Origin of the sequence: Pontibacterium sp., from assembly GCF_964228735.1 — a bacterium.
Classification (GTDB): domain Bacteria; phylum Pseudomonadota; class Gammaproteobacteria; order Pseudomonadales; family Balneatricaceae; genus Pontibacterium.
In genome coordinates this window covers 24,137-45,575 of sequence record NZ_CAXRBQ010000146.1, presented here as the reverse complement: position 1 = coordinate 45,575, position 21,439 = coordinate 24,137, and the positions used below count along the sequence as shown (strand labels likewise).

The 21,439-nt window shown below is 54.2% G+C and carries 18 protein-coding genes; 17 read left to right on the top strand and 1 reads right to left on the bottom strand.

Going from position 1 to position 21,439, the window contains the following annotated elements:
• The first annotated feature begins 17 nt into the window (after nucleotides 1–17).
• The 16 genes from ileS (at nucleotide 18) to thiO (ending at nucleotide 19,236) form a co-directional block, all read left to right on the top strand.
• Nucleotides 18–2,834, top strand: coding sequence for an isoleucine--tRNA ligase (gene ileS, locus ACEQ15_RS16400; protein ID WP_370280320.1), 2,817 nt, complete (start codon nucleotides 18–20; stop codon nucleotides 2,832–2,834).
• Nucleotides 2,835–2,846: 12 nt separating this feature from the next.
• Nucleotides 2,847–3,365: a signal peptidase II gene (gene lspA / locus ACEQ15_RS16395; RefSeq protein WP_370280319.1), complete on the top strand. Its 519-nt coding sequence runs from the start codon at nucleotides 2,847–2,849 to the stop codon at nucleotides 3,363–3,365.
• Nucleotides 3,362–3,802, top strand: a complete 441-nt coding sequence (locus tag ACEQ15_RS16390; protein WP_370280318.1) for a peptidylprolyl isomerase — start codon at nucleotides 3,362–3,364, stop codon at nucleotides 3,800–3,802. The genes lspA and ACEQ15_RS16390 overlap by 4 nt, the downstream gene beginning before the upstream one ends.
• Before the next feature lie 236 nt (nucleotides 3,803–4,038).
• The gene (locus tag ACEQ15_RS16385; protein ID WP_370280317.1) at nucleotides 4,039–4,545 is read left to right on the top strand and encodes a GspH/FimT family pseudopilin; all 507 of its coding nucleotides are present in this window, start codon (nucleotides 4,039–4,041) and stop codon (nucleotides 4,543–4,545) included.
• Nucleotides 4,517–5,041: a type IV pilus modification protein PilV gene (gene pilV / locus ACEQ15_RS16380; protein ID WP_370280316.1), complete on the top strand. Its 525-nt coding sequence runs from the start codon at nucleotides 4,517–4,519 to the stop codon at nucleotides 5,039–5,041. Before ACEQ15_RS16385 ends, pilV (ACEQ15_RS16380) begins: the two co-directional genes overlap by 29 nt.
• 17 nt (nucleotides 5,042–5,058) lie before the next feature.
• Entirely contained in the window at nucleotides 5,059–6,147 is a 1,089-nt protein-coding gene (locus ACEQ15_RS16375; RefSeq protein ID WP_370280315.1) for a PilW family protein, read from the top strand.
• A gap of 8 nt (nucleotides 6,148–6,155) precedes the next feature.
• A complete protein-coding gene (locus ACEQ15_RS16370; protein ID WP_370280314.1) occupies nucleotides 6,156–6,668 on the top strand; it encodes a PilX N-terminal domain-containing pilus assembly protein in 513 nt (170 codons plus the stop codon).
• Between the two features lie 18 nt (nucleotides 6,669–6,686).
• Nucleotides 6,687–10,139: a pilus assembly protein gene (locus ACEQ15_RS16365; RefSeq protein WP_370280313.1), complete on the top strand. Its 3,453-nt coding sequence runs from the start codon at nucleotides 6,687–6,689 to the stop codon at nucleotides 10,137–10,139.
• A gap of 452 nt (nucleotides 10,140–10,591) precedes the next feature.
• Nucleotides 10,592–11,059, top strand: a complete 468-nt coding sequence (locus ACEQ15_RS16360; RefSeq protein WP_370280312.1) for a GspH/FimT family pseudopilin — start codon at nucleotides 10,592–10,594, stop codon at nucleotides 11,057–11,059.
• A complete protein-coding gene (pilV, locus tag ACEQ15_RS16355) occupies nucleotides 11,037–11,603 on the top strand; it encodes a type IV pilus modification protein PilV (RefSeq protein ID WP_370280311.1) in 567 nt (188 codons plus the stop codon). Before ACEQ15_RS16360 ends, pilV (ACEQ15_RS16355) begins: the two co-directional genes overlap by 23 nt.
• A 2-nt stretch (nucleotides 11,604–11,605) precedes the next feature.
• Complete coding sequence (locus tag ACEQ15_RS16350) at nucleotides 11,606–12,634, top strand: PilW family protein (RefSeq protein ID WP_370280310.1); 1,029 nt, start codon at nucleotides 11,606–11,608, stop codon at nucleotides 12,632–12,634.
• Nucleotides 12,627–13,247: a PilX N-terminal domain-containing pilus assembly protein gene (locus ACEQ15_RS16345; RefSeq protein ID WP_370280309.1), complete on the top strand. Its 621-nt coding sequence runs from the start codon at nucleotides 12,627–12,629 to the stop codon at nucleotides 13,245–13,247. The genes ACEQ15_RS16350 and ACEQ15_RS16345 overlap by 8 nt, the downstream gene beginning before the upstream one ends.
• A gap of 96 nt (nucleotides 13,248–13,343) precedes the next feature.
• Nucleotides 13,344–16,868, top strand: a complete 3,525-nt coding sequence (locus tag ACEQ15_RS16340; protein WP_370280308.1) for a pilus assembly protein — start codon at nucleotides 13,344–13,346, stop codon at nucleotides 16,866–16,868.
• Between the two features lie 27 nt (nucleotides 16,869–16,895).
• Nucleotides 16,896–17,315, top strand: coding sequence for a type IV pilin protein (locus ACEQ15_RS16335; protein WP_370280307.1), 420 nt, complete (start codon nucleotides 16,896–16,898; stop codon nucleotides 17,313–17,315).
• 134 nt (nucleotides 17,316–17,449) lie between these two features.
• Nucleotides 17,450–18,049: a GspH/FimT family pseudopilin gene (locus ACEQ15_RS16330; RefSeq protein WP_370280306.1), complete on the top strand. Its 600-nt coding sequence runs from the start codon at nucleotides 17,450–17,452 to the stop codon at nucleotides 18,047–18,049.
• An 86-nt stretch (nucleotides 18,050–18,135) separates the two neighbouring features.
• Entirely contained in the window at nucleotides 18,136–19,236 is a 1,101-nt protein-coding gene (gene thiO / locus ACEQ15_RS16325) for a glycine oxidase ThiO (RefSeq protein ID WP_370280305.1), read from the top strand.
• 61 nt (nucleotides 19,237–19,297) lie between these two features.
• Here the strand turns inward: thiO and ACEQ15_RS16320 are convergent, their stop codons facing one another.
• Nucleotides 19,298–20,236 carry an outer membrane protein assembly factor BamD gene (locus ACEQ15_RS16320; RefSeq protein ID WP_370280304.1) on the bottom strand — a complete coding sequence of 313 codons (939 nt, stop codon included), beginning with the start codon at nucleotides 20,234–20,236 and terminating at the stop codon, nucleotides 19,298–19,300.
• A gap of 222 nt (nucleotides 20,237–20,458) precedes the next feature.
• On the opposite strand from ACEQ15_RS16320, the gene rluD reads away from it, so the two are divergent.
• Nucleotides 20,459–21,427 (top strand): 23S rRNA pseudouridine(1911/1915/1917) synthase RluD, encoded by a 969-nt coding sequence (gene rluD, locus ACEQ15_RS16315; protein WP_370280303.1) that lies wholly within the window; start codon nucleotides 20,459–20,461, stop codon nucleotides 21,425–21,427.
• The last annotated feature ends 12 nt before the right edge of the window (nucleotides 21,428–21,439 follow it).

Genomic DNA, 21,439 nt, shown 5'->3' with positions numbered 1-21,439 from the left:
ATCCGGAAGCGACAATCATGACCGATTATAAAGCGACACTGAACTTGCCGAATACGGCATTCCCGATGCGAGGCAACCTGGCCCAGCGTGAACCAAAGATGTTGGAGCGTTGGCAGAAAATGGGCCTGTATCAGAAAATTCGTGAAGTCAGCAAAGGTCGCAAGAGCTTCATTCTGCACGACGGCCCTCCATACGCGAACGGCAACATCCACATCGGTCACGCGGTGAACAAGATCATCAAAGACATGATCGTGAAATCCCGCACCCTGTCCGGCTTTGACGCGCCTTACATCCCAGGTTGGGACTGTCACGGCCTGCCGATCGAACACCAGGTTGAGAAGAAACACGGCAAAGCGGGCGTAAAAGTCCCGTACGCGGATTTCCGTAAAAAGTGCCGCGAGTACGCTGCCAAGCAGGTAGAAGGTCAGAAAGCTGACTTTATCCGTCTGGGTGTACAGGGTGACTGGGATAACCCATACCTGACCATGAGTTACCAGATGGAAGCGGACATCATTCGCTCTCTGGGTAAGATCGTGGACAACGGCCACCTGCGTAAAGGTTTCAAGCCGGTTCACTGGTGCCTGGACTGTGGCTCTGCACTGGCAGAAGCGGAAGTGGAATACCAGGACAAGACCTCTCCGGCGATCGATGTACGCTTCCCGGCGGCCAACGCGGCTGAGATGGCGGCGGAGTTTGGTCTGGTCGACAACAGCCTGCCGGTATCCGTTGTGATCTGGACCACCACGCCATGGACCCTGCCGGCGAACCTGGCGGTGTCCCTGCACCCGGAACTGGAATACGCACTGGTGAAGCTGGACAACGGTCAGGGCGACGAGCTGGTTGTACTGGCTGAAGCGCTGGTGAACGCTGCGATGCAGCGCTACGGCGTGGAAAACTTCGAGATTGTAGGTCGCACCGCGGGCAGCAACCTGGAACACCAGCAGCTGCAGCACTGTTTCTACAACCGTCAGGTGCCGGTGATCCTGGGTGATCACGTGACCACAGATGCAGGTACCGGTAACGTACACACCGCACCGGGCCACGGTCAGGAAGACTTCCAGGTTGGTCAGAAATACAACCTGGGTGTGCTGAACCCGGTTGCTGACAACGGTGTTTTCGTGGAAGGCACCGAACTGTTTGAAGGCCAGCACGTGATGAAGGCCAACGACAATGTAATCGAAGTACTGCAGGAACGCGGTACCCTGATGCACCACGACAAGCTGCATCACAGCTACCCGCACTGCTGGCGTCATAAGACTCCGCTGATCTTCCGTGCGACGCCACAGTGGTTCGTGGCGATGGACGACAACGGCCTGCGTCAGCAGACCCTGGATGCCGTTAAAGGCGTGCGCTGGGTGCCAGAGTGGGGTCAGAACCGAATCGAAGCGATGCTGGAGCAGAGCCCAGACTGGTGTATCTCCCGTCAGCGTACCTGGGGTGTACCGATCGCACTGTTTGTACATCGTGAAACCCAGGAACTGCACCCACGTACCGCCGAGCTGATTGAGCAGGTGGCGCTGAAAGTGGAAGAGCAGGGTATCGAAGCTTGGTTCGAGCTGGAAGCGGAAGAACTGCTGGGTGACGAAGCGGAGCAGTACAGCAAGGTTACCGACACCCTGGACGTATGGTTCGACTCCGGTGTAACCCACCAGGGTGTCCTGGGTCGCCGCGAAGGCCATAGCTACCCGGCGGACCTGTACCTGGAAGGTTCCGACCAGCACCGTGGCTGGTTCCAGTCCTCCCTGAAAACCGGTCTGGCGATCACCGGACAGGCACCTTACAAGCAGGTACTGACCCACGGCTTCACCGTGGACGGTCAGGGCCGTAAGATGTCCAAGTCGATCGGTAACGTAGTAGCGCCACAAGAAGTCATGAACAAGTACGGTGCAGATATCCTGCGTCTGTGGGTGGCATCTACCGACTACCGCAACGAAATGACCTGCTCCGACGATATCCTGAAGCGCGCAGCGGATGCCTACCGTCGTATCCGTAACACCGCACGTTTCCTGCTAGCTAACCTGAATGGATTCAACCCGGAAACCGACCTGGTGGCACCGGAAAACATGGTGGCGCTGGATCGCTGGGCGGTTGACCGTGCGGCGAAGCTGCAGAAAGAGCTGCTGAACCACTACGAGAACTACGAGTTCCTGAATGTATACCAGAAAGTATCTATCTTCTGTTCCCAGGAGATGGGTGGTTTCTACCTGGATATCATCAAGGACCGTCAGTACACCGCAGCAACTGACGGTGTAGCACGTCGCTCCTGTCAGACCGCGCTGTACCACATCGTAGAAGCGCTGACCCGCTGGATCGCACCGATCCTCAGCTTCACCGCTGACGAGATCCTGGAACAGATCCCGGGTGAGCACGACGAATCCGTACTGCTGGGTACCTGGTACGAAAACCTGGCGGAGTTACCGGAAGGCGAAGCGCTGGGTGTTGAGTTCTGGAATCAGGTGATGGCGGTTAAGGCCGCTGTGAACAAGGAGCTGGAGACCCGTCGTAACGAAGGTTTGATCGGTTCCAGTCTGGAGGCGGAAGTGACTCTGTACTGCGACGATGCGCTGAAAGCACAGCTGGACAAGCTGGGTGACGAACTGCGCTTTGTCCTGATTACCTCCAAGGCGGCAGTGGCTGCGGCAGCGGATGCGACCGATGCGCAGGCAACCGACCTTGAAGGTCTGCAGGTGAGTGTTGCGAAAACCGAACATGCCAAGTGTGGCCGTTGCTGGCACCACCGTGAAGACGTGGGCGCCAATGCGGAGCACGAAGAGCTGTGTGGCCGCTGCGTAGACAACGTGGCAGGCGAAGGTGAAAGCCGCAGCTTCGCGTAAGGATTGTCACTGATGTCATCCACATCCCGCACAGGTTCACTGATCTGGCTATGGCTGAGTGCCGTAGTGGTGGCAGTGGACCTGTGGTCCAAATTCGTTACCAACAGCTCGCTGAAATATGGTGTGCCGGTGGAGGTGCTGCCGGTCTTTGACCTGCGTCTCTCCTACAACACCGGTGCGGCGTTCAGCTTCCTGGCGGATGCGGGCGGTTTGCAGCGTTGGTTGTTTGTGCTGATCGCCGTGGTGGTCAGTGCCGTGCTGCTGGTGTGGATGAAGCGGACGCCGCGTTGGCAGTGGTGGGTGGGTATCGCCCAGGCCTTGGTGCTGGGTGGTGCATTAGGCAACCTCTACGACCGGGTCGTGCACGGTTACGTGATCGACTTTATCTCCCTGCACTACGGCGAATATTACTTTGCGGTCTTCAATCTTGCGGACGTGGCGATCTCCCTCGGCGCGACATTGTTGATCATTGATATGCTGTTTCTGGAAGGGAAGGTCCGGGAAAAAAACGAAACTGAAGGTGAAGCATGAGCGAACAGATCATTGGCCCGGGTAAAACCGTAACCCTGCACTTTGCGATCAAACTCAACGACGGTCAGGTGGTGGATTCCAACTTTGAAGGCAATCCGGCAACCTTTACCGTAGGTGATGGCAACCTGCCGGAAGGATTCGAGCAGGCGTTGATGGGGCTGGCTGAGGGCGCGAAAGAGTCCCTGCGCATCTTGCCGGAAAATGCCTTTGGCATGCCTAACCCGAGCAATGTGCAGCGTTTCCCGCGTACCCAGTTCCAGGACATGCAGCTGGAGAAAGGTCTGGTGATCTCCTTCCAGGATCTAAATCAGGGTGAGCTGCCGGGTGTGGTGGATCGCTTTGACGAGCAGTCCGTGCATATCGACTTTAACCACCCGCTGGCCGGTCATGAGCTGGATTTTGAGGTGGCGATTCTGGATGTTGCCGACGCGGAGTAATCCTTCGGCCACCACGATTGAGAAACCGGTGCATCTGCACCGGTTTTTTTATGTCTGTAAGTTGGGTGTATAGTCCAGAAAGTCGCTAAAACGGATGTTTTGATCATACTTTTGTTTGAACGTTTTTTGATCGGACGCAGATGGTGGTGCTTTTTTACCTGAGGCTATGGCAGTTGCGGTATCGAGCGTCTAGACTGGGACTACGAAAAAAGTATTAGTTTGAGCTTTGTGCACCCATGAAAACGAGCGCAGGTTTTACCCTGATAGAGTTGATGATTGTCCTGGCGGTCATCGTCATTCTGACCACAGTGGTAACACCGAACTTTGGACCCTTTGTGCAGCAGAGCCGGATGGATTCAATCCAGGGCCGGTTGCTCACCAGTGTATCCATGGCCCGCTCGGAAGCGATTCGCAGGGATGTGCAGGTAACGGTGTGCGCACGCAACACCACTGAAAATATGGCCAACTACAGCTGTGGCAGCAGCTGGGCAAATGGCTGGGTGGTTGTGGCGGGTACGGAGGCGCTGCGGGTGGAGGAGCCGCCAGCAGCCGCGATCACGTTAAGTGGCAGCAGTATTACCTTTGAAAGCTCGGGTTTATTAAGTGGTGGCAGCGATGTGTGTTTCTCTGCCGATGATGGGGACAGCGACACGGATGTACGCTATCTGCAGGTGAACCAGTTCGGACGGATCCGGGCCTGGGACGGAGGTAGCGATGATTCGGTGTGTGGCTCAGGGTCATGAGCGTGGATACACGCTGATCGAGGTGCTGGTCGCCCTGTTTATTATTTCGCTGGGGCTGTTGGGAATGGCCGGATTGCAGGTAACCTCGCTCAAGCAGAACCAGAGTGCGTACATGCGCAGTCAGGCAACGATTCTTGCGTATGACATTATCGACCGGATGCGCGCCAACGTGTCGGCAGTGGAAAGCGGCAACTACTTTGTCAGCAGCGGCTCGTTGACCACAGGCTGTGAAACCACCTCCGGTTGTACCGATGCGGAGATGGCGTCACACGATATCGCGCGTTGGCAGGCGCGCCTGGCGGAAGAACTGCCGTCAGGCAGCGGTTTGATTTGTCGTGATACGGATACCGACGACAGTACCGGCGGTAACATTACGACCCCGGCTTGTGGCACTAGCACTGATACCGATCTGCCGGTGGTGGTGTACGTATGGTGGAACGATGAACGCGCCAGTGATGCCGTTTCTACCCGACTGGCAGTGAGTTTCAGTTTATGACGAAATGGAGATGCAGGATGCATAAGCGGCAGCAGGGTCTGTCGATGATTGAACTGATGGTGGCACTGTTGATCGGCACCATCCTGACAGCGTCCGTGATCCAGATGTTTGTGGGCAGTCGCAGCGCCTATGCGATGCAAAGTGCATTGGCATCGATGCAGGAAAATGCCCGCTTTGCTATTGAGTTTCTTTCCCGTGACCTGCGCAAAGCGGGGTATATGGGCTGCTCGGCTAATACCACCATCGCTAACACCCTCAGAGATACCAGCAACAGTGATGCGCTATACGCTCAGTTTAATATGTCTGAGCCAGTTTCAATGGAGGATAACTATGTGGTTGCCAGTGGTACCAGTATTCCACTGCCAACGGGCGCAACGCCAACACCGGGCACCGACATCGTTAGCGTGAGATTTGCAGATGGCGAGGGCAGTTGTACCGTAGAAAGCCACGTAGCTGCATCTGCAACCATCCACTGTTACGCCAACCATGATTATCAGAGAGGCCAGGTACTGCTGATCTCCGATTGCTCCCACTCCGCAGTGTTTCAGCAGAGCAATACCGTAAACACCAACAGCCAGACCAAACAGATAAACCATAACACCGGTAATGCCGTACCGGGCAACTGTACAAAAGGTCTGGGGCTGCCGGTGGACTGCTCAACCACATTGGGCACCGCGTACACTTTCCCAACTGGCGCCACGGTGCAGCTGTTTAAGAACTACACCTACTACATCGACGACAATGCGTTCGGCTCGCCCGCGCTATATCGCTCCACCATTGTGGTGGAATCGGGTGAGGCAGGTTTTGAAGCGCAGGAGCTGGTGGAAGGCGTGGAGGATCTGCAGATCACCTACGGTGTGGACACCGATGACGATGGTGATGCGGATTATTATGTTGCGGCCGATACCAATGGTGATGGCGTTGAAGATCTCGATCTCACCGAGATCGTGGCGATAAGGATAAACTTGTTGATGCGCAGCATTGAAGACAATGTGGTCAGCAGTGCGCAAACCTACAGTTACAACGGCGCGTCGGTAACGGCAGGCGACCGGCGCTTACGCAAAGTATTTACGGCAACTATCACCCTGCGTAACCGGGTGATCTAGGCAGGGCTATGAAGAGACAAAAAGGGGCTGTGCTGATCGTTGCCATGATCTTTATGGTGATCATGACCCTGATCGGCATGGCAGGCATCGAAGTCACCGGGCTGGAAGAGAAGATGGCAGCGCAGTTGCGTGATCGTCAGATGGCATTTGAAGCGGCAGAGGCTGCTCTGCTGGATGGTGAAGCCTATCTCGAATCAGTGGTGACCATGCCAGCCTTCAGCGGCAATGATGGCTTGTACACCCCCAAAACCGATGGCACCCAGCACTGGGATGATTGGGCTGCGTTAGGCACCAGTGTGCGCACCATGCGTTCACAGATCGATGACAGCAGCAAGAAAGGCTTTGGACAGCTGTCGTCCTATGCCACCTACATCATCGAAGAGCTGGCGGCATCGGCGCCGGATGACAGTAAAGAGGTGGGAAAGGCGGTCGAGCAGCGACGCTACTACCGCATCACTGCACGCGCCGTAGGTTTAAGCTCCTCCTCAGAGGTAATACTTCAGTCCGTCTATAAACGTTAAACAGCAGGAAGTGGGATCATGTTCAGGATAAGCAGGACTCAATTGGCGCATTTTGCACTACCGTTTGCGCTCATTGTGCCGGCAACGGCGTCGGCGGAGCTGTCACAAACACCTCTGTATCTGACCACATCCGTCAAACCTAACATCTTCTTCCTGGTGGACGACTCCGGCAGTATGGATTGGGAGATACTTCGCTCCACCGGCGCCGACGCTATCTCTACCTACGATGGTTACCAATCCACAGGTTATCTGGATATTACACCTACCCGTGAGGACCGCGACGAGATGCTGGAGTCTTGCGCCGGGTACAACGTGCTCTATTACGACCCCAGCAAAACCTACACGCCGTGGGAAGGCGTTGATGAAAACGGCAATGCTTATGCAGATCAGTCGATTACGGCGGCTTTGATGGATCCCTACGATGCTGACGGATACACCAAGGATCTGACTGATGACGAAGGGTTCGGTGACCCGCCGGGGTATATGACCTGGACCGATGATGGTGATGGTGTTTTCGAGATCGACGAGTGCCCTGATCCAGGACGCAGTGGCTATGACTATGCCAACCAGTTTGTGGCTACTGTTGGGGGGTATGGGGTCAATACAGTAATGACCGATGCCCAGAAAACCAATTTTGCCAACTGGTACACCTACTACCGCAAGCGTGAGTACGTAATCAAAGCGGCGTTGCTCAGCATCGTCAACAGCTCCTCTCAGCGTCTGGGGTTAGCCACATTACACCGAAACAATAGTGTGGGTTATCCCGTGGACGATGTAACCACAGGGACCAATCGTGTGGACTTGATGACGCAGATTTCCAGTATCGTCTCCGACCACGGTACCCCGCTGCGCTCCAAGCTTGCCCAGGTGGGCGAGTATTTTAAGGGTACTACCTCCACTTCGCTGTTTGGTTCCACCCAAACGACGCCGATCCTGGATGCCAGTTCAGGTGGTGCCTGTCAGCAAAACTTTGCCGTAGTGATGTCTGATGGGTACTGGAACGGTAGTGATCCCAGCGTAGGCAACGCTGACAGTGGATCGACGTCCGACGGTGACCAGCTTGATTCAGAGTATGATGGTGGGGTTTATCGCGATCAGCATGATGGTGTATCCAACACCCTCGCGGACGTGGCGATGCATTACTACGAAACTGATCTGAGCTCGTTGGATAACAAGGTGCCGGGGACACCGGATGACAGTAACACCCAGCAGCACCTGGTGACCTATACCGTTGCTTTTGGTGTGAACGGTACATTAAGTGCCAACCCGGATGCAGATGCAACCAGCTTTGACTGGCCAACGGCGGACAGTAACACGAGCACCACCATCGATGATATGCGCCACGCGGCGTGGAACGGCCGTGGTGAGTTCCTGAGCGCAAATGACCCGCAAACGTTGATCAATGCGTTCAGTGCCGCGATCGCCAGTATTGAATCCCGCACCTCCAGTGCGGCGACGGTTGCGACCAACTCCACCCGTCTGGATGCAAACTCGAAGATCTATCAAGCTCGTTTTAACAGCGGTGAGTGGAGCGGCCAGTTCCGTGCTTATGCCTTGAACTCGGTAACCGGTGACGTTAGTACCCTGCAGTGGGATGCGGCGGACCTGATCCCATCGACCAGCTCGCGAAATATCTATACCAGCCACAGCAACTCTGGCTTCGCATTCAATACAACCTCCTGGGATGATGGCCTGTTCAGCACCGCACAGATGAGTGCCCTGAACGCGCTGAATGGTACGACGGATAACCGGGGGCGGGATCGAGTGGATTACCTGCGCGGTGATACCACCTATGAGGGCACCGATTTTCGTACCCGGGCAGGGCGGCTGGGTGATATCGTTCACTCCGACCCGGTCTTTGCGTCCGATGAGTCCTTCGAATACTACGGTGTAGCGCCTACCGTCAGCGTGGGTGGTGTGGCCACCGACAGTTATTACGTGTATCTCACCGATAGTACTGTAGCGACCAACAAGGCAGCTCGCGAGCCGATGCTATATGTAGGCGCGAATGATGGCATGCTGCATGCTATGCGGGCGGAAGGTACCATCGGCACCACCGATGCCCCTTGTGATCCGGACATCACCGCTTGTGAAGGGGAGGAGGTGTTCGCCTATATCCCCAAAGCGTTGTACTCCAAACTGAGTAACCTCACCGATACCGCATATGACCACACCTACTATGTCGATGGCTCCATCCGTGTGGCCGATGCCTACATGGATTACAACGATGACGGCGTATCAGATACCACCCGCTGGGGCACGGTGCTGGTAGGCATGCTGGCAGCCGGTGGCAAGGGGGTGTATGCGCTGGATATCTCGGATCCGTTTAACTTCGATACGAAAGATGTGTTGTGGGATCTGGATGACAGCGACCTCCCAGAGCTGGGCTACACCTTCGGTAACTCCTCTGTGGTGCAACTGCCGGACGGTACCTGGGCGGCAATCTTTGGCAACGGTTACGAAAGTGCCAACTACAAGGCCGGTCTTTACATTGTGAACATGGAAGACCCAACCGATGTGGAATTCATCGATACCGGGGCGGACGGTTCTGTGTCCTCCCCTAACGGGCTCTCCTCGCCGATCCCGGTGGATACCGATAATGACAAGATTGCCGATACGGTGTATGCCGGTGATCTTTACGGCAACCTGTGGAAGTTTGATCTGAGCAGCAGCAATCGGAATAGCTGGGGCGTGGCGTTTAAACAAGGCAGTACGCCTAAGCCGTTGTATCAAGCCTGTACCACGGATGATTGCAGCAGTCCTCAGGCGATCACGTCCAGACCGGAGGTGGTGGACAGTTCGGAGGGTGGTGTCATAGTGCTCTTTGGTACCGGTAGTTACATCACTACCGACGATCCGACCTCCACCCAGATGCAGACCTTCTACGGTATCCGGGACAACGGCAGCACGGTGACAAACCGCAGTGATCTGCAGGCACAGGATATCCTGGCCGAGTTTTATGTATCGGCCAGTGATACTGATTACCGTGTCACCACCGATTACGCGGTGGATTACACGGCAAAAGATGGTTGGTACCTGGATTTTGATTCCAGTGATTATCCCGGAGAGCGGGTCGTCTCCAATCCGATTGTGCGGGGTGGGCGTGTTATTTTCCCAACCCTGGCGCCTAAAACAGAGCCGTGTGACTTTGGTGGTACCGGCTGGTTGATGGAGCTGGATGCGGAAAACGGTTCCCGCTTGACGGTCTCTCCATTCGACGTAAACAACGATACGGCAATCAACGCCTCAGACTTTGTCTCTGTTGTGATCAGTGATGGTGCCGAATCCGTGGAGATCACCGTGCCGGTGTCTGGGCGTAAATCCACAGTGGGTATCGTGAAAACACCGGCGGTTATCTCCACCGGTACTCAGGAACTGAAGTATTTCTCCGGTTCTAGCGGTGCGGTGGAAACTGTACGTGAATCCAGTGGTGATAAGCTGGGTAGGCAGTCCTGGTTACAACTGCATTAAGTGTAAATGCCAGACGATGTCTGGCATTTATTTATGCTAACCAGAGCCTGCTATGATTTTTAGCAGTATCCAAACCTTGTTCGAATCACGTTTAATTCTGCGCAGGATGCGATCGGGATTTACGTGACTGCTTTTTGTCTTTGTATAAACAGACACGGATGTGCAGTTTTTTGTCAGTAGTTTTCTCTCCATAGACCTGTGTCATCTTGTCGCGTCGGGAAGGTGCTTCAGCGCTGTTAACTGCGCGTAAAATCGTATTAAAATTGATCAGTTTTTTATTAGATGCCCGGGTTTTCTGGAGCGATTATTTGGGTAAATTTCCGGTTTAGGATTAGCGTCAGATATTTATAACGAAGCACCGGTAAAATACGCACGGTTGTTTTAGGTATCCGCCTGTTATTCAGGCTGAGTGAAGTTGTCTCCTGATTATGGAAGTGAAAGCGGATTTTAAGATGCTAAAGCATGGCGGCTTTACGCTGGTTGAATTAATGATCACGGTGGCAATCCTGGCTATTTTGGCGATGGTTGCTGTACCCAACTTCGGGCCGTTTGTGCAGGGTGGCCGGATGGATACTGTGCAGAACCGCTTGGTGGGAAGTTTGTCACAAGCACGCTCGGAAGCGATTCGTCGGGGTGAGTCGGTCACGGTGACGTTTACCCTGTCTGACGATGAGGTGACCCAGTGGGTGTCTAGCGACGAATCGGGTAACGAGGTTCGACAGGAATCTGGCCCGGATGCCAGCGTATCGCTGACGGTAACGCAGAGTGCGGTGGTGTTTACCCAGGATGGTGAACTCGCGACCGCAAGCAATGTTTGCTTTGTGGCCACTGATGATGACGATGATACGGATGTTCGATATGTGCAAATTAACGCCGCGGGACGGATCCGTTCTTGGGATGGCGCGCCGGCCTGTGGCTAAGTCAGCGGGTTATACCCTGATCGAAGTGCTGGTGGCCCTGCTGGTGATCTCGCTGGGCTTGCTTGGCATGGCTGCCTTGCAGGTCTCCGCCTTGAAGCAGAACCAGAATGCTTATGCCCGTAGCCAGGTGCTTACTGCCGCCCACGGCATTGCCGATCGGATGCGGGCCAATGAAGCGGGCCTCAGTGCAGGCAACTATTTTGGTACATCCGACGCATACAACGGTGATGATCCCGATACGAGCTGCGAAGACTCAGTGTGCACTGCTGCGCAGATGGCTACTTATGATCTGAACAATTGGAAATTCTACCTGCAGGAGAACGTGGTTGGTGGTGGGGGCTGTGTCACCCGTGAGGCGGAAAACCGTGCCGGTTTTCAGGTGGATACAACCAATGACTTGAGTGCTCTATGTACCCAAAGTACAACAGCCGCCGATCCGGTAACGATCTACGTCTGGTGGAACGACGAGCGTTACGATAACGCCACTGAGTCAGCAGCAGAAGGGAAGGACCTTCAGGTTATTACCCTGACGATGGATCTATGAAGATGCCGAGACGCTTTCACAAACAACAGGGTCTCTCCCTGATTGAGCTGATGGTTGCGCTGGTGATCGGCTTGTTGCTGATGGCTGCTGTGGTGCAGATGTTTGTTGGCAGCCGGGTGACCTACAGCATGCAGACCGAACTGGCCAAGCTGCAGGAAAATGCCCGTTTTGCGATGCAGTTCTTGCGCCGGGACCTAAGCCAGGCGGGATATTTTGGCTGTAAGATTCATGACTTCTACAGTGATGATGAGGTCACCTCAATCCTGAGCAGCACGACGGATAGCAGTGGGGATGATTGGTTTACGCCTCTGATTGTTGATGACAACGATTTTCCCACGTCTGATGAGCTTAAAATTCGCTATACCCAGGCGAGTGCTGGATGTGTTGTTAACGAAGATGATATCGGAGATGACTATCTGCGTTGTACGACTGCGCATGGTTTTCAGCAGGGCAATATCCTGGTGGTTGCGGACTGTAAGTACAAAGCGATCTTCCAGATGACCAACAATGATAATGATGATGGCACACTGATCGAGCATAAGCAGAGTGATGATCTGTGGCCGGGTAACTGCGTTGGCACCTTGGGAGCTCAGTCTGAGTGTACCGGCAGTGCAACATCAGATCCCTACACCAGCTGGACCAACGCAACCGTTCAGAGTTTTGGTAACTATACCTACGAGATCAAACAAAACAGCTTTGGCCAACCTGCCTTATACCGTGACTCCGATGAGATGGTCGAAGGAGTCGAAAATATGCAACTCCTGCTGGGTGTGGATACTGATGGCGATGGCAGCGCTAACTGTTTTACCACCAATGTGGCTAACTGTAGTGCGGGTGCATCGGATAGTCAGGTAGTGGCTGTGCGGGTTAGTTTGTTGCTGGTGAGTATCGAAGACAATTTGGTAGATGCTCGACCTGCTAACGAATTTGCCGGTACCCCTTTTGAGGATTACACGCCCACCGACAATAAGTTGCGCAAAGTATTTACCTCCACAGTCACTCTCAGAAACCGGTTGATTGAAAATGAGTAGAGCAGCGCAGAAAGGTTCGGTGTTGATCATCGCCATGGTGCTGTTGCTGGTGATGACATTGATTGGGATGGCGGGTATCGAGGTGACCGGTCTGGAAGAGCGCATGGTTCTGAATATGCGTGATCGACAGGCGGCGTTTGAGGCAGCAGAGGCCGCCCTGGCGCAGGCGGAAGAGTTTTTGGATGCGGATAGCAACAGTGTAAGTCTCGTGAACTTTGCCGACCAGGATGGTACCGGTGGGTTCTACGATGCGGGTGGAAATGATAGCTGCAATGATAAGAGCGATGACTCGGAAGGTGACGAAGAAGAGTCTGAGAGCAAGGATGCAAGTGGCTCTGAGGACAGTAACGATAACAAACCGCTTTGGCAGAAAGAGTGGGGTGATGACTGTGTCATCACGTTCTCTAAGAGTGATGATGCTTTTGCTCAGTTGGCTAACACTCCGGAATACATCATTGAGCGGCTGTATGAATCTGATTTGACGGACTCGCTGTCGAAGGGATCAGGGGATAACCTGGAAAGTCATGTTTACTATCGAATTACCGTTATGGCCAAAGGCCTGACGGAAACCACCGAAGTACGTCTGCAAACCGTCTATAAGGTTAAGCGTTAAGCCGCGCAGGGAAAGGTAAAGGATATGCAAGCTGCGAACACTGACATAACCAAGCCAAAGCGATGTAATCTGAATTTCAGGCAAACGGCTGGCTGCATGGCCGGTGTCCTGCTGGGGGTGACGGCAACGTTGCCCGTCGCTGCGGAGCCAAACCTGGTCCTCGGTGAAATACCCCAGTCAAATATCCTGTTTCTGGTCGATGACGCACTTAACCTCGACTATGAAAAGTTGATGGACCGTGAGGAGGAAGAGCGCCTCAACATCGACGACTATAAGTTCTATTTCAAGTACGAGCGTGTAGAAACAGAAGCGAAGATCCGTCCGCATTGTACGAAGTACAACAAGCTTGCTTACGATCCGTCCAAGACCTATGAACCCTGGTGGGGCAAAGACTCTGAAGGCAACGATTTTGCAGACCAGACCGATATTACCTCGGTCCCTTTTGATCCTTACCTGCCAAAAAGCGTAAACATCGCCGATGCCGATGAGATCGCGCGTAACCAGACCAACGAAACCGACCTGTCTCAGGCGTTTTACCTAGTGTGGAACGACGATAACGGTAACGGCGAATACGACGATGGCGAGTGTCCTGCCTTTGATCGTGTTGAGTCCCGTCCTTATATCTCCCTTGATTGTGTCGACCACCGGAACGGAGAAAGTTATTCCAGCAGCGAGTGTGTCAAAGTTTCCGATATGTCTGCGGATGAGCAGACCAACTTCGCCAACTGGTATGCCTACCACCGTAAGCGTGAGTATGTACTGAAGTATGCATTGGCCGAAGTGATCCAGCAGTCCCGCGCACGTGTGGGTATTGGGTTCACCAGCGCCAAGCCCTTTCACAATATTGCCACACGGGGGATGGAGGTTAAGGATGTGGATGACATTTCCTTCCCTATTGACGCCGATGCAGTGGCCAACAAGGAGGAGCTGCTGACCCGGGTGTTTGCGCTGGATGCCAATGCTGTAGGCAAGGATACTTCGCAGGTGCGTCGTATGTATGAAGCGGCGGGCAACTACTTCGAGCGTGAGGAGGAATACGATTCCGGCGACAGCTCCGGTGTCCGAGAGTTGTTTGGCTACGACGCCAGCGAGGCTGAGCCGGAGTCCCCGATTATCATCCGAGACACCAGCGGGGTCTGTCAGGCCAACGCGACCATTGTGATTAGCTCGCGTTTCGAAAACGGCTCTGATAGCAGCCGCTATTCCCGCCGGGTCTATCATGACAACGTCGATGGCGACAACTCTTCTGATTTCGACGGTGAATGGGTGGATGGCACGTCACCGAAAGACTCATACGCGGATGATTACTTCGACACCCTGGCCGATGTCGCGATGTTCTTTTACGAACGCGACCTCTATCCTGATATTGATCATCCGGATGTCGTGCAGCGTATGTCGACTCACATGGTGGCACTGGGGGTAAAAGGTACTTTGGACGCTGGGCCTTCGTCAGAAGCCGAGCCTTTTTCATGGCCGCAGCGCGTAAACAACCATGCAGAAACGATCGACGATATGCGCCATGCGGCCTGGAACGGCCGTGGTGAGTTCCATGACCCGGACGATGGCGATGACCTGTTGGCAGCTCTGAAAAGTATCCTCTTCAACGTGGACGAGTCCGCAGAGGAGAACGCCAGCGCACTGGGTGTGAATATGCTGGCAGTAAACTCCGTGCGAGCATCCACCGACAGTACGTTGTATGTCTCTACCTATGAGCCGGTGAGTTGGGAGGGACATCTGATGGCGTTTCCAATTGATGAGACCACCCTGGACGTTAGTGAATCAGCATGGGATGCGGCCGACCTGATTCCATCTCATGAGTTGCGCAATATCTTCAGCTACAACGGTTCCTCAGGCTTTGAATTTAATACGTCGGCCTGGACAGGCAGTGGTGGCTTTTCCGGTAAGCAGAAATCAGCGTTGAATACCCTGGATGGTGCTGAAGATGACCGCGGCAAGGAACGTGTAGCGTATCTGCGTGGCGATCAGAGTAATGAGCAGACGTTGTTCCGTTCCCGCGACAGCTTGCTGGGCGATATCGTCAACTCCGATGTGTTCTATACAGCAGATGAAAACCACCGTTATTACAATCTGGAGGGCTCTGAAGCCGACGAGAGCACGAGCTACTACCTGTATTTGAAAAACAGTAAAACCAGACGCCAGCCAATGATCTATGTGGGGGCGAACGACGGTATGCTGCACGGCTTCTATGCGACCGATGCCGATGCTGAACAGTGCGAAAACGATCAGACCCAGTGCGCCGGCGAAGAAGCGTTCGCATATGTGCCGAAAGGGGTTTACGACAAGCTGAGTAAACTGACCAGCCCGAACTATTCCCACTCCTACTACGTTGATGGGCAGGCGGTGGTTGCCGATGCCTATCTGAATTATGACGATGACGGCTCCCGATGGGGCTCCGTGCTGGTCGCCACACTGGGCTATGGTGGTGCCGGTGTATTTGCTCTGGATGTCTCTGATCCGGGTAACTTTTCTGCAGAAGATGTGTTGTGGGACCTGGATGAGACCGATCTGTCAGAGATGGGCGAGCAGACCGGTCGTGCGTCGATCGTCAAGCTGCAGGATGATCGTTGGGCGGTGATTGTTGCCAACGGTTATGACAGTGCCAACTACAAGGCAGGCCTCTACATCATCCCGCTGGAAGATCCAGAAGACGCGATCTTTATCGATACCGAGTACGACGGCACTGAAGATGATCCGAACGGTTTGTCGGCTGCGCTACCGATCGATAGCGACGGTGACAACAAAATAGACCGTGTCTATGCCGGTGACCTATACGGCAATATGTGGGCGTTTGACCTGAGTTCCGAAGTCGCTAATGACTGGAAGGTTGCGTACAAAGATAGCAGTAACATATTGAAACCATTGTTCCGTGCCTGTCAGACGGCAGATTGCGCTGATCTGCAGCCGATTACATCCCGACCGGAAGTGGTGAAATATGACGGGGGTAATGGTTATATTGTGCTCTTTGGTACCGGCAGCTATATGGATTCCGAGGATGTGACCAGCACCGATCAGCAGTCCTTCTACGGTATTCGGGATAACGGTGACAACTATGTCCATTTGCTGGATCGCTCATCACTGCAGGAGCAGACAATCGAACTGGAGTTTTCGCTGAGTGAAACCGGGGACCACCGTATCACTTCGCAGAACAATGTGAATTACTCCGACAAAGAAGGCTGGTATATCGACTTCAACTCAAGCAGCTACGAAGGGGAGCGTGTCATCTCCGATCCAATTGTGCGAGAAGGTTCCGTACGTTTCTTCACCTTCACGGTAGACAGTGCGACCTGTAGCCGTACAGGGGGGAGTAGTTGGTACATGCAGCTCGATTCACAAACCGGCGCTCGAACTGAAGATGCCTCCTTTGATGTGAACGGAGACGGAAAAGTAGACTATCTTGATTTGCAGATGATCACATCGGCGGGTGAAGAGGTGCAGGCCAGCGTATCCGGTTTCAGAGCTGATGGTCTGGTGAAAACTGGAAATACCGCCAGCAATGGCACCAGTTCAAGGCTGCAGGCGATGTCGTCTGATGGGCAGTTGATCACCCGTGAGCAAACAGAATATAACCTGGGACGCCAGTCCTGGATTCAAGTGAAGTAATCCGGTTTGGAGTTAAAGAAGGTGACTATGTTGAAGGCAAGTGTCGTGAAAGCAAAAGGCTTTACGCTGATCGAACTGATGATTACGGTAGCGATTCTCGGCATTATCGCGGCAATCGCTTATCCATCCTATACGGACTATGTGCGTGATGCCCGTCGTGCCGATGGGCAGGGAGCGATGCTGGAAGCGGCTCAGTGGATGGAGCGGCAATATACGGTGGATGGTACTTATCTGGCGAGTGATGATGGTAATCGCGATGTAACTGCATATAGCACTGAGTTTTATACCGTCGCTGTATCTGCTTCCACGGCTTCTACTTATACCATTCAGGGGAGCCCTATTGGAGCTCAGGATGGTGATGATTGTGGCACGTTGTCGATAACTAATATCGGGGTTAAGTCTGCCGCAGACGATGATGGAAATGCTGTTGCAGATTGCTGGGATTAGGCTGAAATTTTAATGTAAGCCATGAGATATCAGGAAGATACCATGCGCTTACATTGCTTAGCTTTTTCGTATTGAACTGGCTATCTACGGACTGCCGATAGCCTGAAACCTACAACGGACTGTAGGAACATTATATGTACAAGGATGTATGCCGCCGCCCGGCAGGGCGCTTTGTGGCCAGTATCCGGGGTTTCACCCTGATCGAATTGCTGGTCACCCTCTCGATTGTTGCCATTCTGGCACTGGTCGCGGTTCCCGGCATGGGAAATCTGATCGCCGATTCCCGGATTGCTGAAACCCGTAGTCGTCTGTTCTCCACTTTATCGTTAGCCCGCTCAGAAGCAGTCAGGCGGGGCACTCATGTTGCTATTTGTACTACGGCGGATGGTGAAAGCTGTAAGGAAGGTTACAGTGCGATCAAAGCGGTCTGGACTCAGGCTTTGCTGTTTGCCGATGTTGATGAAGACCGGATCTACGATGCCAAAAATGGTGATCAGCTGATCCGGGTGATCGATCTGCAGGCGGGTGCTGATGTGTTCTGGGGTAACCGCTATGCCATCGTCTATGACAGTGACGGCAGTATCTGGGGACTGACCAATGGTTCTTTCTACATCTACGATCAGGCGGAGATTGAAGCGGGGGTGAAACTGGTGTTGCAGAAAACCGGTCGTCTGCGGCAAACCGACTTCAGCAACAGCGATATTAAGAAGTTGGACCAGAACCTGGGTCAGTAAAGCGTGAATTGGCCCTTGAGGGCTACGTGCATGTGTCATACCCTCGATGGTCTGCTTTAGATATTGTTCAAAAAACAGGAGGATGCATGTCTGACTACCTGATCGTCGGTGGTGGCGTAATCGGAATGATGATGGCGCGCGAGCTGGCAATCGCCGGTGCAGATGTAACGCTGGTGGACCGTCTTGGCTGTGCCGAGGAATCCTCCTGGGCGGGAGGTGGTATCGTATCGCCGCTGTACCCTTGGCGCTATAAAGATCCCGTAACAGCGTTGGCAACCTGGTCGCAGAGCAGTTACGTGCTGCTGGCGCAGGAGCTGATTGAAGAGACCGGGTTTGATCCCGAGCTGCGTCAGAAGGGGATGTTTATGGTGTCGGTTGAAGACGCCGATGATGCCCGGGCCTGGGCGGCAAAACATCACCGTCCGCTGACCACGGTCGACGCGGATTTCCTCTATCAGAAAGAGCCACACCTGAAAGAAGGCTTTGGCGAAGCGCTGTGGATGCCGGAGGTGGGCAGTATCCGTAATCCACGTTTGGGGCGTTCTCTGCGCGAGAGTTTGATGGTGCGTGACAATGTCACCGTGCTGGAGCATCAGCCGCTTGAAAGCCTGATCATTGAAGGCGAGCAGGTCAAAGGCATTGTTACCAATAAAGGTGAACTGCGTGCTGACAAAACCATCCTGGCGGCTGGTTCCTGGAGTGGAGAACTGCTGAAGCCGCTGGGTCTGAATGTGCCGGTGGCGCCGGTGCGTGGTCAGATGATGCTCTTCAAGGCTAAACCGGGCCTGGTGAACCGTGTGGTGCTGATGGACGGTCGTTATGTGATTCCGCGTAACGACGGTCGGGTCTTGGTTGGCAGTACCCTGGAACATACCGGGTTTGTGAAAGAGACCTCCCAGGAGGCGCGTGACTCGCTCTTTGCAACCGCAATCAACATCGTACCAGAGTTGGCAGATTACCCGATTGAGCACCATTGGGCCGGTTTGCGTCCGGGCTCACCGGAGGGTATCCCATACATCGGCGAAGTGCCGGGTTACGAGAACCTCTACCTGAACGCCGGCCACTTCCGTAACGGACTGGTACTGGCGCCGGCGTCCACCCGCCTGCTGGCAGACCAGTTGCTGGGACGCAAGCCGATCATCGATCCGGCGCCGTATGAGCTGGATGGCCGTGTTGAACCGCTGTAACGGATTTAAGGCATAAAAAAGCCCGGTAGATACCGGGCTTTTTTGTGTGTGTTTGGCAGCATTACTTCTCTGCTTCTGCTTCCTCTTCGCCGTCGTCATCCAGCAGGCCAAAGCTCAGGCGGTTCAGCCAGGAACGCTCTCTCTCCACTTGATCGTCGGACAGGGTGTTTACCTGTGGTGGCTCAACTTCCGGTGTGCCGCGGAACAGGTCAAAAGTGGCGGCATCCAGCAGGGTCTTCTCAGGCTGTTTTACCGGACGGTACTGGTAGGTCGGGTAGTTGGCTTTCAGGACGGCCATCGCATCGTTAGCCAGTTCCGGCTCATTCAGCAGGGTGTAGGCTTCAACCATCGTTGCCAGAGCAGCCGGAACCGCCGGGGTTTCCTGCAGGTTTTCAATCACGTAACGGCCACGGTTGGCGGCTGCCAGGTAGGCACCACGCTGAATGTAGTAGTGGGCAACGTGTACTTCGTAGGTTGCCAGACGGTTTTTCAGGTGGATCATACGCTTACGGGCATCCGGTGCGTATTCGCTGCTCGGGTACAAACGCAGCAGGGTGCGGAAGCTTTCAAAGCCGTCCAGTGCAGCCCCCGGATCACGTTTGCTCTCGTCCAGCGGCAGATACTTCATGAAGAAGGCACGGTCCTGCTCAAACGCGGTCAGGCCGTTCAGGTAGTAGGCGTAGTCGATGTTGTCGTGGTTAGGGTGCAGACGGATAAAACGGTCGGCAGAAGCACGTGCTGCTTCCGGCTCGTGGTTCTTGAAGTATGCGTAGGTCAGTTCCAGCTGAGCCTGCTCGGAATAACGGCCAAACGGGTAGCGGGCTTCCAGCAACTGCAGCTTTTCAATCGCAATCGCGTAGTTATCCAGCTCAAGCGCTTCCAGAGCCTCTTCATAAATCTCCTGCTCGGGTTTGTCGGTCAGTTCCTTCTCATCGTTAGAGGAGCAAGCGGTAACCAGAACACAGAGGGCTGCGACTGCAAAAAACTTGGTGATACGCATCCTGTTGAATCTCGATGTAGTCCTAAGCCGTAACCAGTTATACTGGGCGGATATGATTGAAATACGCGGCGATTTTGCATTTTCAGGCTTTTTGAAGCCGACAGTTTCGCCTGCGATTGAATAACAGCCTATTTAAACACAACCCCTATCTAAGCCAAAGCCTGACAGGCATTTAAAGGTGATTTCCCTAATAGATAGGCGGCACAACAGATTAAGGTTCCGATGTCAGAACAGATTAACTTGCACGCACAGGTCTCCGATGAGCTGGTTGGAAAGCGTTTGGATCAGGCCGTCGCGCAATTGTTCCCGGATTATTCCCGTTCCCGTCTGCAAAACTGGATCAAAGACGGCTCCATCACCGTCGACGGCGAAGTAAAACGCCCGCGCGACAAGCTGCTGGGGGGCGAAAACGTCGAGCTGTCCGCACAGCTGGAGGTGATTGAGGAGCACGCAGCGCAGGATATCCCGCTGAATATCGTGTACGAAGACGACGATATTCTGGTGATCAACAAGCCCGCGGGGCTGGTGGTTCACCCTGCGGCAGGTCACGCTGATGGCACCCTTTTGAATGCACTGCTGCACCACTGCCCGGAGATCAACCAGGTACCGCGTGCGGGTATCGTGCACCGTCTGGATATGGATACCACCGGCCTGATGGTGGTGGCAAAGACTATCCAGGCGCAGACCGATCTGGTGGACCAGCTGCAGGAACGCACCATGGGGCGTGAATATGAAGCGGTGGTCAACCGGGTAATGACCGGTGGTGGCACCGTGGATGAACCGATGGGGCGTCACTCCAAAAACCGCCAGAAGATGGCGGTGGTAGGCCTGGGTAAGGAAGCGCTGACCCACTACCGGGTGCTGGAGAAATTTCGTGCCCATACCCATATCCGCCTGAAGCTGGAAACCGGACGTACTCACCAGATCCGTGTGCATATGTCCTACATTAACTACCCGCTGATTGGCGACCAGCTGTACGGTGGTCGTTTCCGTTTGCCAAAAGGGATCAGTGAAGAGGTGCAGGAGCTGCTGCGTGGCTTTAAGCGCCAGGCGCTGCACGCCAAGAAGCTGGAACTGTGGCACCCACGTACCGGTGAGCTGATGTCCTGGGAAGTGGATCTGCCGGAAGATATGCAGACGCTGATCGAAGCCCTGAAAGAAGACGCCGTGAACAGCGACGTCGACCTGTAGTCGAGGAGACCC